The sequence below is a fragment of the Pseudomonas sp. B21-048 genome, from assembly GCF_024748615.1.
In the GTDB taxonomy this organism is placed as follows: domain Bacteria; phylum Pseudomonadota; class Gammaproteobacteria; order Pseudomonadales; family Pseudomonadaceae; genus Aquipseudomonas.
Window position 1 is genome coordinate 4,826,284 of record NZ_CP087168.1, and the last position, 12,731, is coordinate 4,839,014.

Here is a 12,731-nt window from a genome sequence, read left to right on the forward strand (position 1 = left end):
CACCCGGCGGCCGACGACAGGCAACACCGTAACCCAAAGTGATCGAGCCGACAAAACCGCCGGCCCGCCCGTGTTTATCGAGACAAAAGCCTCAGTTCAAGGCCTTGCGATTGAAGTCGCGCAAACGGAAGCCCATCAACAGCAACATGCCGAAGTAGACCACCACGCCAGCGATCACCAATGCGCCCAGACGCAACAAGCGCTCCAGCATATGCCCTTCCCCCCAGGCCGGCATGAAGTGCATTGCACCCAGCAATACAGCGGACATCACGGCGACCGCCACCAACAGTTTAAGCCCGAACTTCGCCCAGCCCGGCTGTGGCTGATACATCTGCTGCTTGCGCAGTTGATAAAACAGCAGCCCGGCGTTGAGGCAGGCACCCGCGCTGATGGCCAGGGCCAGACCGGCATGAGCCAGCGGACCGATCAGGACCAGGTTGAACAGTTGAGTGACGATCAGGGTAAAAATCGCGATTTTTACCGGAGTGCGGATGTTTTGTTGCGCATAAAAGCCCGGCGCCAGCACTTTGATCACAATAATCCCCAGCAAGCCGACGGAATAAGCAATCAACGCGCGCTGAGTCATGGCCGCATCGAAAGCGCTGAACTGTCCGTACTGGAACAGCGAAACCGTCAACGGCTCAGCCAGAATCCCCAACGCCAGGGCGCACGGCAATACCAGCATGAAGCATAGACGCAGACCCCAATCGAGGATCCGCGAGTACTCATGACGATCCTGGCTGGCATAAGTCCTGGCCAGGGTCGGCAGCAGAATCGTACCCAGCGCCACCCCCAGCACACCGGATGGCAATTCCATCAGGCGATCGGCGTAATACATCCAGGACACGGAACCGGCCACCAGAAACGACGCAAATATGGTGTTGATGATCAGCGAAATCTGACTCACCGAAACGCCGATGATCGCTGGCAGCATCTGTTTCATGACCCGCCAGACGCCGCTATCGCGCAGATTCAGGCGCGGCAGCACCAGCATGCCGATCTTTTTCAGGTGCGGCAGCTGAAACAGCAACTGCGCCAGACCGCCTACCAGAACGGCCCAGCCCAGCGCCATTACCGGCGGATCGAAATACGGCGTCAGGAACACCGCAAAGATGATCATGCTGACATTGAGCAGGGTCGGCACGAAGGCCGGCACCGAAAAGCGGTTCCAGGTGTTGAGGATCGCTCCGGCCAATGAAGACAGGGAGATCAGCAATATATAAGGAAAAGTGACCCGTAGCAGATCGGTGGTCAGCGCGAATTTTTCCGGGGTAGTGGCGAAACCCGGCGCTGTGGCCCAGATGACCCAAGGCGCAGCGAGCATGCCCAGCGCGGTGACCAGCGCCAGCACCAACGTCAACAGGCCCGAGACATAGGCAATGAACGTTCGCGTCGCCTCCTCGCCCTTCTGGCTTTTGTACTCAGCGAGAATCGGCACGAATGCCTGGGAAAAAGCCCCTTCAGCGAAGATCCGCCGCAGCAGATTGGGCAGTTTGAAGGCGATAAAGAAGGCGTCGGTCGCCATTCCGGCACCAAATGCACGCGCGACAAGGGTGTCACGAACAAACCCCAACACCCGGGAAAGCATCGTGATAGAGCTGACAGCGGCCAACGATTTGAGCAGATTCATTGAAAGAGTTTTTGCCTGTCGATAAACAGCAGGCGAACAACGCGCCCACTTATGCGATACTCCGCGCCGCAACAGCACAGAGCCAAAGCTCGCGAGTTTACAGGTCGCACGCCGGAAAGAAATATCCAGCTCACCGTCCCCTTGAAAACGTAGCGAGCGAAGGCAAGACAAGGCGAAAGCAGGCGAGAAAGCGCAGTTGACGTTAGTCAATGAGCATTTCGAGTCTGTTTTCAACGCTGTATTGCCGAGCGCAGTAGTTTTCATGGGGGCCGGAACCGGCCACTTAGCGGAACGTTTCTCCCGCCCTTGACAAGACATCAACTCATCGGCATGATTCGCGGCCTATTTTGTTTGCTATTTCCTAAAAAGTCTTTCGAGGAGCTCGACGGTGGCCAACACACCTTCCGCCAAAAAACGTGCAAAACAGGCTGAGAAGCGTCGCAGCCACAACGCCAGCCTGCGTTCCATGGTTCGTACCTACATCAAGAATGTAGTTAAGGCCATCGACGCAAAAGACGCTGCCAAAGCTCAAGCTGCTTACGTTCTGGCTGTGCCAGTTATCGACCGTATGGCCGATAAAGGCATCATCCACAAGAACAAAGCTGCTCGTCATAAGAGCCGCCTGAATGGCCACGTAAAGGCCCTGAACGTTGCCGCTGCTGCCTAAGCGACACGCTCATTAAAAAACCGACCTCAGGGTCGGTTTTTTATTGCCTGCGACCTGGCAAACGCCACGCAAAAAAATGCGGGAGCGGGCTTGCTCGCGAAGGCGGCGCAACAGTCAGCATAAATGCCGCATGTCAGCCAGTCTTCGCGAGCAAGCCCGCTCCCACATTTTGCATCTTCGCTAGCTTATTGAGCGTGCGTCCACGGCAGAATCGGAATCGCCGTCACCGCATTCTGCGGGCTGCCTTCGATCAAACGATCGCTATAAACCAGGTACACCAGCGTATTGCGCTTCTTGTCGAGGAATCGCACCACCTGCATGGTCTTGAACACCAAGGACGTGCGCTCCTTGAACACCTCCTCGCCATCCTTGAGCTCACCCTTGAAGTTGATCGGCCCAACCTGACGACACGCAATAGAGGCCTCAGCGCGATCCTCGGCCAGACCCAACCCACCCTTTACGCCGCCGGTCTTGGCGCGCGACAGGTAGCAGGTCACGCCATCCACTTCCGGATCATCAAACGCCTCAACAACGATACGGTCGTTCGGGCCAACAAATTTGAACACCGTCGACACCTGGCCAATTTCATCGGCCGAGGCCAGTAGCGGCATCGCCAACAACAAGCCCAATAATCCTTTTGCCACACGCATTCAGGTATTCCTTTAGACCAGAATCAGGTTATCGCGGTGAACCAGTTCCGGCTCCGCCATGTAACCCAGCAGACCGACAATCGCCTCAGACGACCGACCGATGATTTTTTGCGCTTCCAAAGCACTGTAGTTGGCCAAGCCACGGGCGATTTCACGACCGTCCGGCGCCACGCAGACCACCATTTCGCCGCGACGAAAACTGCCCTGGACCAGTTTGACGCCCACCGGCAGCAAACTTTTGTTGCCTTGGGACAACGCCGTCACCGCCCCCGCATCCAGCACCAGCGTGCCGCGGGTTTGCAGATGGCCGGCCAACCATTGCTTGCGTGCCGCCAGCATGCCGCGCTCAGGTGACAGCAAGGTGCCGATGCGATCGCCCGCCTTGAGACGATCCAGCACCCGCTCAATGCGCCCACCGACAATGATGGTGTGCGCACCGGAACGCGCCGCCAGACGCGCAGCGCGCAACTTGGTCTGCATACCGCCACGCCCCAGCGCACCGCCCGTGCCGCCAGCCACCGCATCCAGCGCCGGATCATCGGCACGCGCCTCGTAAATCAGCTTGGCGTCGGGATTGTTGCGCGGATCAGCATCGAACATGCCATCGCGATCAGTGAGGATCACCAGCAAATCAGCTTCGACCAGATTCGCCACCAACGCCGCCAATGTGTCGTTGTCGCCGAAACGGATTTCGTCAGTGACCACGGTGTCGTTCTCGTTGATCACCGGGATCACCTTGAGCTCGACCAACGCGCGCAGCGTGCTGCGAGCATTCAGGTAGCGCTTGCGGTCGGACAAATCGTCGTGCGTCAGGAGAATCTGCGCGGTATGCCGACCATGCTCGGCGAAGCTCGACTCCCAAGCCTGCACCAACCCCATCTGACCAATGGCGGCAGCCGCTTGCAACTCGTGCATCGCACTGGGTCGTACGGTCCAGCCCAGACGACTCATACCCGCCGCCACCGCCCCGGAGGATACCAGCACCAGTTCGACGCCCGCCTCGTGCAGGGCAACCATCTGCTCAACCCAGACACCCATTGCCGCGCGATCCAGGCCTTTGCCGTCCGCCGTCAGCAAAGCACTGCCGATTTTCACGACCCAACGCTGCGCACCTGTCACCTTGCTCCGCATCATCTTCAACCTTAGCTTGAGGACAGCACGACTCAGCGCTGCCCGTAACGTTATTCGTGACTACCGATTTCCAGATACTAAAACGCCGCTCTGGTGAGCGGCGCTTAAGTTTATCGCAACGAATCAGTCACGCACGTAAATGATTTCCGGACCGTCTTCATCATCCACATCTTCTTCATCCCAATCGTCGTCACCGATGTCATGGACCGACTTCACGCCACTGCGACGCAGCGCACGCTGATCATCCAGCGCCTGCAACTGGGCACGTGCCTCATCTTCGATGCGCTGATCGAGCTCGGCCAGCTCTTCCTTGTAGGCTGGGTCGTTAGCCAGACGATCGGCGCGATCTTCCAGATAACGCATGATGTCATGGCAAAGACGCTCAGTGCCTTGCTTGGCGATCGCAGAGATCACATAGACCGGACCAGTCCACTCCAGACGATCAACGATTTCCTTGACGCGATCATCGTGCTCTTCTTCAAGAATCTGATCGCACTTGTTCAGCACCAGCCAACGATCGCGCTCAGCCAGGGACGGACTGAACTTGGTCAGCTCGCTGACGATGACTTCAGCGGCATCCGGAGCACTGGTGTCATCCAGCGGCGCCATGTCGACGAGGTGCAGCAGCAGACGGGTACGCGACAAGTGCTTGAGGAAACGAATCCCCAGACCCGCGCCGTCGGAAGCACCTTCGATCAGGCCCGGAATGTCCGCCACCACGAAGCTTTTCCAGCGATCGACGCTGACCACACCCAGGTTCGGCACCAGCGTAGTGAACGGGTAGTCGGCGACTTTCGGCTTGGCGGCCGATACCGAGCGAATAAAGGTACTTTTGCCGGCGTTCGGCAAACCGAGCAGACCGACGTCCGCCAATACTTTCATTTCCAGCTTCAGGTCGCGCTGCTCACCCGGCTTGCCCGGCGTGGTCTGGCGCGGCGCCCGGTTGGTACTGGATTTGAAACGGGTGTTACCCAAACCGTGCCAGCCACCGTGAGCCACCAACAGCTTCTGACCGGCCTTGGTCAGGTCGCCGATCACTTCCTGAGTCGCGGAATCGATGACGGTAGTGCCGACCGGAACGCGCAGCACCAACTCCTCACCTTTCTTGCCGGTGCAGTCGGTACTGCCGCCATTGGAACCACGCTCGGCATCGAAGTGCCGGGTGTAACGGTAGTCCACCAGGGTGTTGAGGTTTTCGTCGGCGATCATGTAGACCGAGCCGCCATCACCACCGTCACCGCCGTTCGGGCCGCCGTTTTCAATGAATTTTTCGCGACGGAAGCTCATGCAACCGTTGCCGCCGTCCCCGGCCTTTACTCGAATCGATACTTCATCAACAAACTTCATAACAGAACGCCTCTCGCCATACGGACGAGCCGAAAAAACCTAGACATAAGACTCTTGCAAAAATGAGCGCAGCGACCTCAATCAACGACCGCCAATACAGCGCTGGAGCCCATCACAAACAGCTTTGCAAGAGACTCACCCCACAAACGAAAAAGCCCCGTCGCAAGACAGGGCTTTTCCAGCAACTACGTAATTATGCCGCGACGACGTCAGTCTTCGGGACAATGCTTACGTAACGACGACCGAAGGCGCCTTTTACTTCGAACTTGATCACGCCGTCGATTTTAGCGAACAGAGTGTGATCCTTGCCCATGCCAACGCCGTAGCCAGCGTGGAATTGGGTGCCGCGCTGACGCACGATGATGTTGCCCGGAATGATAACCTGGCCGCCATACATCTTCACGCCAAGGCGTTTGGCTTCTGAGTCGCGACCGTTACGGGTACTACCACCAGCTTTTTTGTGTGCCATGAGTTCAATTCTCCTAGTGAGGAATTAGGCTGAAATTAAGCCTGAATACCGGTGATTTTGATCTCGGTGTACCACTGGCGGTGGCCCATACGCTTCATGTGGTGCTTACGGCGACGGAACTTGATGATGCGGACTTTATCGTGACGACCTTGGGAGATCACTTCAGCCACAACGGTAGCGCCAGCAACAACTGGAGCGCCGATATTCACGTCGTCGCCATTGGCAACCAACAGAACGCGATCAAAAGTAACGGATTCGCCGGTAGCGATTTCCAGTTTTTCGATCTTCAGGTATTCACCTGGAGCAACTTTGTACTGCTTGCCACCAGTAACGATTACTGCATAAGACATGGTATTTCTCCGATAATCCTGCTCACCCAGCTCTTTATAAGAAGAGGTATTGGCTGGCATGGCTGCATAAGGCTGGAGGCCTGTTTGCAATTGCGTAAGGCAGGTGCTGCCCAGGAAGTTCAGGGTGCGCGATTGTACGCAAGCTGCCGGGGCGTTGCAAGTGGTCGTCTATCGCGCCTTGACACCCGCCGACGTGGGTCCTAGCATGCCGCGCACCCCTTCTGGAGCAACTGTCGCTGATGCAACCCCAAGCTTTCTACCGCGCGGTGGCGGACGATTTTAGCGCCGTCGACGGCATCATCAAGAAACAGCTGACTTCCCGAGTGCCGCTGGTATCGAAAATCGGCGACTACATCACTTCGGCTGGCGGCAAACGCCTGCGTCCTTTGCTTGTGCTGTTATGCGGCAAGGCGCTGGGCCGCGAAGGCGATGACCTGCGCCTGTTGGCCGCGACCATCGAGTTCCTGCACACCGCCACCCTGCTGCACGACGACGTCGTCGACATGTCCGGCATGCGCCGTGGCCGCTCGACCGCCAACGCCATGTGGGGCAACGCACCGAGCGTGCTGGTGGGCGATTTCCTGTATTCGCGATCTTTCGAAATGATGGTCGAACTGGGCTCCATGCCGGTGATGAAGATCCTTTCGCAAGCCACGCGCATCATCGCTGAAGGCGAAGTGTTGCAGCTGTCGAAGGTCCGCGACGCCAGCACCACCGAAGAAACCTACATGGAAGTCATCCGCGGCAAAACCGCGATGCTCTTCGAAGCCTCGACCCACAGTGCCGCAGCCCTGGCCGGTGCCTCGCCGGAACAGAGCGAAGCGCTGCGCACCTTCGGCGATCACCTGGGGGTGGCGTTCCAATTGGTCGACGACCTGCTGGATTACCGTGGCGACGCCGAAACCCTGGGCAAGAACGTCGGTGACGATCTGGCCGAAGGTAAACCAACTCTGCCGCTGATCTACACCATGCGCGAAGGCACTCCGGAGCAGGCTGCACTGGTGCGCAAGGCGATCCAGAAAGGTGGCATCGAAGACCTGGAAAGCATTCGCGAAGCTGTTGAAGCTTCCGGCTCGCTGGACTACACCGCGCAACTGGCCCGCGATTACGTGACCCGTGCGATCAAGTGCCTCGACGCCCTGCCCTCCAGCGAATACCGCGATGCATTGGTGGAACTGAGCGAGTTTGCGGTCGCCCGCACACACTAACACGCGCCCTGTAGGAACGAGGCTTGCCCGCGAATGCGGTATATCAGTCACATGGATGTCGACTGGCACACCGCGTTCGCGGGCAAGTCTGATCGCCGCACCGCTCGCTCCTACAAAATCATGTGTCACCCCTCCCCCGTATAAACCCTATATAATGTGCGCTTTTTAGCCATCCTGAATCCAAGGAGCTTTAGTGAGCACGTTGCCACCCTGCCCGAAATGCAATTCCGAATACACTTACGAAGACGGCGCACAGCTGATCTGCCCGGAGTGCGCCCATGAGTGGTCCGTCAGCGGCGAAGCCGAAGCGGCCTCCGATGACACCGTGAAAAAGGATTCGGTCGGCAATGTCCTGCAGGACGGCGATACCATCACCGTGATCAAGGACCTCAAGGTCAAAGGCACGTCGCTGGTGGTCAAGGTCGGCACCAAGGTCAAGAACATCCGCCTGTGCGATGGCGACCACGACATTGACTGCAAGATCGACGGCATCGGTCCGATGAAACTCAAATCCGAGTTCGTCAGAAAAGTCTGATCCTGCTGTATCCCATCCCACGCCCAGTGTGGGATGGTGCTTCGCCCTTCCCCGCACCACCCAGCATTCCTGCACAGTAGCCAAACACCAATCGTTTTGACGCTCAGCAATTCACCGCAGAAAAAACACAAACCGCCAATAGACCCTTGCTATTTGACGAATAAGAATTATTCTCATTGAAACCCCTCAAAGGAGATGAGCGTCATGACTTATTTGATCGATGCCTGGCTGGACCGCCCACAGCCCTACCTCAGAATCCTGCATCGGGAAACCGGTGAAGTCTGTGCGGTGCTTGAAGAAGAAGCCTTGAACGAGCTGCAGGATCAGGGTGATCTGGACGTCAATGGCCTGAGTTCCAGCGAGCCGGTGGTGCTCAAGGAACTGGTGCGCAATCTGTTTCTGTTCTGCTATGCCCGGGCGTTGCGCCCGACGAATGAGCTGCATCACAAGATCGAAATATGAGTAACACTGCAAATCTCTGTAGGAGCGAGCGGTGCGGCGATCCGACTTGCCCACGAAGGCATCAACTCGGTTTCAAGCTCAAACCGAGTTGCCTGCTTCGCGAGCAAGTCGGATCGCCGCACCGCCCGCTCCTACAGGATCACGGGATTACAGAACGTCGAGCAGTTCGACGTCGAATACCAGAACGCTGTGCGGCGGAATGCTGCCAACGCCTTGAGCGCCGTAAGCCAGTTCGCTCGGCACGTACAGACGCCATTTGCTGCCGGCATTCATCAGTTGCAGAGCTTCGGTCCAGCCTGCGATAACGCCACCAACCGGGAATTCTGCAGGTTGACCACGATCGTAGGAGCTGTCGAACACAGTGCCGTCGATCAGGGTGCCGTGGTAGTGAGTGCGCACTTGATCTTCACGGGTTGGCTTGGCGCCTTCGCCCTGGGTCAGCACTTCGAATTGCAGGCCGGAAGCCAGGGTGGTGATGCCTTCGCGCTTGGCGTTTTCAGCCAGGAATGCCAAACCTTCGCCAGCAGCCGCTTCAGCCTGGGCGGCAGCTTCTGCTTGCATGATTTCGCGGATCACCTTGAAGCTGGCGGACATTTCGTCCTGACCCACGCGGCTTGGCTTGCCGGCGAACGCGTCGGTCAGGCCAGCCAGGATTGCGTCCAGGCTAACGCCCGGTGGCGGGTTGTCACGCAGCTGGTCGCCCAACTGACGGCCAATGCCGTAGCTGACGCGGGTTTCGTCGGTGGACAGATTTACTTCGGACATGACACTGCTCCGCTGTGCGGACGGCCCTGGAACTTGCCGTGGCGTGCACAGCGCATCCCGGAGCGCCCGGAATCAAAAGGGCGAGCAGACTAGCACAGATGCCGCCACGTTTGAGCTGCGTCAGCGCTGTTACACAGAACGGAAGGTGCTCGGTACTTTCGGGCTTTCCTCGGCGCTGGCACCGCACATTTCGTCATGAGCCGGGGTATGTACAACGTTGAATGACTTGGGACAGGCGTGAAGCACTTCACGCGCATGCTCGACCGAGCGCAGCTGCAATATCTCGCCGTGGGCATCGAGCAATGGATACGCCGCGCCATGCATCCGAGCTTCCAGCAGGTAGAACACGCCTTCCATCGAGATCAGGTTCAGTTCATCGATCTTTCCGGCGACGGCATACGCATTCAATTCTTGCAAAGTCATGAGCGCACCTCACGCTGTGGCGAGCCAGGATCTCTACATGGATATGCCTCGACGGGCCAAAGTACAAGCTACAAGCGACACCGCCCGTCTGTTTTGGCAACTCTGTGGGAGCGGGCAAGCCACGTTCCCACAAGGATCAGTCGATCAGTGCTTGGTCAGCTTGTCCAGATAGCCCATCGCGAACGCCGACACCACGAAAGTCATGTGGATGACCACGTACCACTTCAAATGCTCGGGATCGACGTTCTTGGCGTCCATGAAGATCCGTAGCAGGTGGATGGACGAAATCGCGACGATGGACGCCGCGACCTTCATCTTCAACGAAGACGAATCCATGGTGCCCAGCCAGTTGAGCTTTTCCTTGCTGTCGTCGATATCCAGCTGAGAAACGAAGTTCTCGTAACCGGAGATCATCACCATCACCAGCAGGCCGCCCACCAGCGCCATATCGATCAACGACAGCAGTACCAGAATCAGATCCGACTCGGCCATCGAGAACACGTTAGGGATGACGTGGAAGACTTCCTGGAAGAATTTCAGTGCCAACGCCAACAAGCCCAGGGACAAACCGAAATAGATCGGCGCCAGTAACCAGCGGGAGGCGTACATTGCATTTTCGATAAAGCGTTCCATTGAATCTCACACAAGGGGCTGGAAATGGCGGCGAGTATAACAGCCACCTGTTACACCCAGAAACCGTCAAAAAATCCGTAACCTGCGTGTGTGTGACAAAGTTTTTCTGCTAGTGTCCAGCTCATTGACAGGTCAGCGACGTCGGACAGGAAGACTGAAAATGGATGTGCGATTGCGTTTAACGAGTGCCGGACTTTTCCTCGCGTTGTTGCTCGGTGGTTGCTCCCCCAGCGATGAGAAGCGCCAGGCCAGCCTCGAAGAAAAGACCGCGCAATTCGAACAATCCCTGGAGGCGATCAAGGATCCAGAACTCAAGGACGCCGTGGCCGAGCTCGGCGGCTCACTGTTATTACTCGAGCGTGCGCAGCTCAAGCTCGACAGCAAACCCGTGGTGACCGAATACAGCGAAGACGCCCTCGCCACGCTCAAGCACTACCCCACACCCCAGGCGCTGGTCGACACCTATATCAACGGTCTGTTCGTGCTGCACAAGGAGTCCAGCTCGGATTACCTGACTGACCTGCAGCCGGTATTCCCGTTCAATTTCAACATTCCGGGCGCTTTCCTGTTCCCTCATAGCCTGGAATGGCAATCGGTGACGCTGAGCAACAAGCGCGTCATCGCATTCCAGCCCGAATGGTCGGAAACTGATCCCGGCATTCAGCTGAGCCCGTCGAGCGCCAACCTGACCAACTCGGATGATTTGACGGTGACCTACCCCTTCATCGAAGGCCTGGATGTGGACAAGAAAAACCAGCCACAACCGGTGAGCCTGCAAGGCAAAGTGGAAGTCATCGCCCCGCGCCGGCTCTACAGTTTCGACCTGACGAAAAAGGATGTTGGCCAGACTCGCGCCAACGACAATCTCAGTGTCACCCTGCTGAAGCTTGAAAAAAACCATGCCGAAATCGAATTCAGCAACAGCGCGCCGTTGGCCCCCGAGGTTCGTGACACAACACTCAACCCGGTGATCGTTCAGGCCAGGGACGCCACCGGGCAATTTATCTCTCGCTCGGGTGCGATCAATGAAACCGCCGAGCAGATCAAGTTTTATCAGAAACAACTGACGCAGATGCAACAGCAGAAGGCCTGGAGCGAAGCGTTCGAAAAACAGCTCGATGACGAGCAGCGCGCGTTTGAAAAACAACAGACCCGGCATTACACCAAGGTGTACTTCAACGGGCCGATCGATACCGTCGAAGTCAGCCTGCTGGACTTTTCGGCAGTCACGGTAACCCACAAGAACCTGGACCTGCCTATACGCCGTTTCGACCCGCACACCACGGAAAAAACCATCCAGCCACTGACCTTGCCCGTGGTGGTGTATGACGACCAGGCCGCGACTTGGCTCAAAGGCGCAACGCTGGGCGAGGAGCAACTGAAAAAAAGCATCAGCATCAGTCAGTCGGTCGATGACCCTAGCACCGTACGCATCGAATTCGATCATCCCAGAAGCTTCAATGACGAGATGCTCGGCACGTCCTTCAATCCCGGTGAAAGCCCGGTGACGTTCTTCACCCAAGACCGCAAGGGCCAGCGCGACGGGCCGATCGAGCTGCCACCGGAGGCGTATCAGGTCGATCCGCTACGCGGCGATATCACCTATGATCTGAACCTGTTTCCGGAAACCCCGGCCTACGTTGTGGGCTCCATGCCGCTGTTCCTGGCAACTGTCGCTCAGCAAACGCACGACGCCCACCAATTGCCCAAAGGCCTGGAGTTGAAAGGGAACGCGTTGGTGGTTGATCTGAAGCTGTTTCCCGCCCAGGACTGGCGCTTTTTCGCCAAGGACGACAGCGGCAATTATCTGAAAGAGATGCTTTCGGTCAGTCATGACGCGAGCGCGCAAGGCCCGGCGTTATTCGCAGTGCATTACTTCTATGGCCAACCCACACGTCTGGAAACTTATCAGCGAACCAACCTCACCACCGTGCAATATGGATTTGAGGTCAAACTCGACCCAGCTGAGCCGAGCACTCTTGATCGATAGCCTGTTCAGTGCTCGGGCCGAAACTCCGGACCGCTGAGATTGCGGTAACGACCACCATTGATCTCTCGCAACTGGGCTTGCAGATGCAGGCACCAGATTTGCGGGTCGTCGGCCAATTCGTAGCCATGCAAGGTCAGACTTTCAACGATGGTGTCGAGGATTGATTCAGCCGCGACCGGCCCACGGAACGGGCCTTGGGCTTTGATGGCTGAAGGCTGCTCGCCGGCCATTCCGGCGGCGAAGAGTAAGGTCCACATGCCCGTATCTCCTGCCAACGGACGGATGGCACATTCGATACGGGTCACAAGGCCCAGGCATTGACGGGTGAGGCAGAGGTTGCGCGACATGGCGGCGACCCTCGGTAGATCCGGTATTCAGCCTCCACGGGAAGGCTGTCTCGATCCAGTGATAACTGTCGATATCCTTGAGCAGATAATAGAAGAAAAGTGTGACTCGTACGCGAACCGAGAC

15 protein-coding genes are annotated in these 12,731 nt (G+C 57.5%); 5 read left to right on the top strand and 10 right to left on the bottom strand.

Annotation, left to right across the window (positions count from 1 at the left end):
• Window positions 1–91: 91 nt before the first annotated feature.
• Window positions 92–1,630 (bottom strand): murein biosynthesis integral membrane protein MurJ, encoded by a 1,539-nt coding sequence (gene murJ, locus LOY56_RS22600; protein ID WP_258617184.1) that lies wholly within the window; start codon window positions 1,628–1,630, stop codon window positions 92–94.
• 388 nt (window positions 1,631–2,018) lie between these two features.
• Between murJ and rpsT the strand changes: the two genes are divergently transcribed.
• Window positions 2,019–2,297 (top strand): 30S ribosomal protein S20, encoded by a 279-nt coding sequence (gene rpsT, locus LOY56_RS22605; RefSeq protein WP_007901883.1) that lies wholly within the window; start codon window positions 2,019–2,021, stop codon window positions 2,295–2,297.
• A gap of 185 nt (window positions 2,298–2,482) precedes the next feature.
• On the opposite strand, the gene LOY56_RS22610 is transcribed toward rpsT, so the two are convergent.
• The 5 genes from LOY56_RS22610 to rplU form a co-directional block, all read right to left on the bottom strand.
• Complete coding sequence (locus LOY56_RS22610) at window positions 2,483–2,947, bottom strand: CreA family protein (protein WP_258617186.1); 465 nt, start codon at window positions 2,945–2,947, stop codon at window positions 2,483–2,485.
• A gap of 12 nt (window positions 2,948–2,959) precedes the next feature.
• Entirely contained in the window at window positions 2,960–4,078 is a 1,119-nt protein-coding gene (gene proB, locus LOY56_RS22615; RefSeq protein ID WP_258622845.1) for a glutamate 5-kinase, read from the bottom strand.
• 123 nt (window positions 4,079–4,201) lie between these two features.
• Window positions 4,202–5,425, bottom strand: a complete 1,224-nt coding sequence (cgtA, locus tag LOY56_RS22620) for an Obg family GTPase CgtA (protein ID WP_258617192.1) — start codon at window positions 5,423–5,425, stop codon at window positions 4,202–4,204.
• A 193-nt stretch (window positions 5,426–5,618) separates the two neighbouring features.
• Window positions 5,619–5,894, bottom strand: coding sequence for a 50S ribosomal protein L27 (gene rpmA / locus LOY56_RS22625; protein WP_007901871.1), 276 nt, complete (start codon window positions 5,892–5,894; stop codon window positions 5,619–5,621).
• 35 nt (window positions 5,895–5,929) lie between these two features.
• Window positions 5,930–6,244, bottom strand: coding sequence for a 50S ribosomal protein L21 (rplU, locus tag LOY56_RS22630; protein WP_003176051.1), 315 nt, complete (start codon window positions 6,242–6,244; stop codon window positions 5,930–5,932).
• 239 nt (window positions 6,245–6,483) lie between these two features.
• Between rplU and LOY56_RS22635 the strand changes: the two genes are divergently transcribed.
• From LOY56_RS22635 to LOY56_RS22645, 3 genes are all read left to right on the top strand, one after another.
• Entirely contained in the window at window positions 6,484–7,452 is a 969-nt protein-coding gene (locus LOY56_RS22635) for a polyprenyl synthetase family protein (protein ID WP_258617194.1), read from the top strand.
• A 193-nt stretch (window positions 7,453–7,645) separates the two neighbouring features.
• A complete protein-coding gene (locus LOY56_RS22640) occupies window positions 7,646–7,987 on the top strand; it encodes a zinc ribbon domain-containing protein YjdM (protein ID WP_258617195.1) in 342 nt (113 codons plus the stop codon).
• A 204-nt stretch (window positions 7,988–8,191) separates the two neighbouring features.
• On the top strand, window positions 8,192–8,449 hold the full coding sequence (locus LOY56_RS22645) for a hypothetical protein (protein WP_258617196.1): 258 nt from the start codon (window positions 8,192–8,194) through the stop codon (window positions 8,447–8,449).
• Between the two features lie 147 nt (window positions 8,450–8,596).
• Here the strand turns inward: LOY56_RS22645 and LOY56_RS22650 are convergent, their stop codons facing one another.
• The 3 genes from LOY56_RS22650 to LOY56_RS22660 all read right to left on the bottom strand — a co-directional run bounded on the left by LOY56_RS22650 (window position 8,597) and on the right by LOY56_RS22660 (window position 10,270).
• Window positions 8,597–9,214 carry an FKBP-type peptidyl-prolyl cis-trans isomerase gene (locus LOY56_RS22650; protein ID WP_258617198.1) on the bottom strand — a complete coding sequence of 206 codons (618 nt, stop codon included), beginning with the start codon at window positions 9,212–9,214 and terminating at the stop codon, window positions 8,597–8,599.
• A 129-nt stretch (window positions 9,215–9,343) separates the two neighbouring features.
• Complete coding sequence (locus LOY56_RS22655) at window positions 9,344–9,637, bottom strand: DUF6482 family protein (RefSeq protein WP_258617199.1); 294 nt, start codon at window positions 9,635–9,637, stop codon at window positions 9,344–9,346.
• A gap of 144 nt (window positions 9,638–9,781) precedes the next feature.
• Window positions 9,782–10,270 (bottom strand): TIGR00645 family protein, encoded by a 489-nt coding sequence (locus tag LOY56_RS22660; RefSeq protein ID WP_007901849.1) that lies wholly within the window; start codon window positions 10,268–10,270, stop codon window positions 9,782–9,784.
• A gap of 160 nt (window positions 10,271–10,430) precedes the next feature.
• Between LOY56_RS22660 and LOY56_RS22665 the strand changes: the two genes are divergently transcribed.
• Window positions 10,431–12,260 carry a hypothetical protein gene (locus tag LOY56_RS22665; RefSeq protein ID WP_258617201.1) on the top strand — a complete coding sequence of 610 codons (1,830 nt, stop codon included), beginning with the start codon at window positions 10,431–10,433 and terminating at the stop codon, window positions 12,258–12,260.
• Between the two features lie 5 nt (window positions 12,261–12,265).
• Here LOY56_RS22665 and LOY56_RS22670 read toward each other — a convergent pair whose 3' ends face one another.
• Entirely contained in the window at window positions 12,266–12,607 is a 342-nt protein-coding gene (locus LOY56_RS22670) for a hypothetical protein (RefSeq protein ID WP_258617202.1), read from the bottom strand.
• Between the last annotated feature and the right edge of the window lie 124 nt (window positions 12,608–12,731).

Bases quoted from the DNA above. Each gene is read 5' to 3' on its own strand.
- LOY56_RS22660 (WP_007901849.1), bottom strand. From the start codon at position 10,270: ATGGAACGCTTTATCGAAAATGCAATGTACGCCTCCCGCTGGTTACTG.
- rpmA (WP_007901871.1), bottom strand. From the start codon at position 5,894: ATGGCACACAAAAAAGCTGGTGGTAGTACCCGTAACGGTCGCGACTCA.
- LOY56_RS22665 (WP_258617201.1), top strand. From the start codon at position 10,431: ATGGATGTGCGATTGCGTTTAACGAGTGCCGGACTTTTCCTCGCGTTG.
- cgtA (WP_258617192.1), bottom strand. From the start codon at position 5,425: ATGAAGTTTGTTGATGAAGTATCGATTCGAGTAAAGGCCGGGGACGGC.
- proB (WP_258622845.1), bottom strand. From the start codon at position 4,078: ATGCGGAGCAAGGTGACAGGTGCGCAGCGTTGGGTCGTGAAAATCGGC.
- LOY56_RS22655 (WP_258617199.1), bottom strand. From the start codon at position 9,637: ATGACTTTGCAAGAATTGAATGCGTATGCCGTCGCCGGAAAGATCGAT.
- rplU (WP_003176051.1), bottom strand. From the start codon at position 6,244: ATGTCTTATGCAGTAATCGTTACTGGTGGCAAGCAGTACAAAGTTGCT.
- LOY56_RS22635 (WP_258617194.1), top strand. From the start codon at position 6,484: ATGCAACCCCAAGCTTTCTACCGCGCGGTGGCGGACGATTTTAGCGCC.
- murJ (WP_258617184.1), bottom strand. From the start codon at position 1,630: ATGAATCTGCTCAAATCGTTGGCCGCTGTCAGCTCTATCACGATGCTT.
- LOY56_RS22610 (WP_258617186.1), bottom strand. From the start codon at position 2,947: ATGCGTGTGGCAAAAGGATTATTGGGCTTGTTGTTGGCGATGCCGCTA.
- LOY56_RS22645 (WP_258617196.1), top strand. From the start codon at position 8,192: ATGACTTATTTGATCGATGCCTGGCTGGACCGCCCACAGCCCTACCTC.
- LOY56_RS22670 (WP_258617202.1), bottom strand. From the start codon at position 12,607: ATGTCGCGCAACCTCTGCCTCACCCGTCAATGCCTGGGCCTTGTGACC.
- LOY56_RS22650 (WP_258617198.1), bottom strand. From the start codon at position 9,214: ATGTCCGAAGTAAATCTGTCCACCGACGAAACCCGCGTCAGCTACGGC.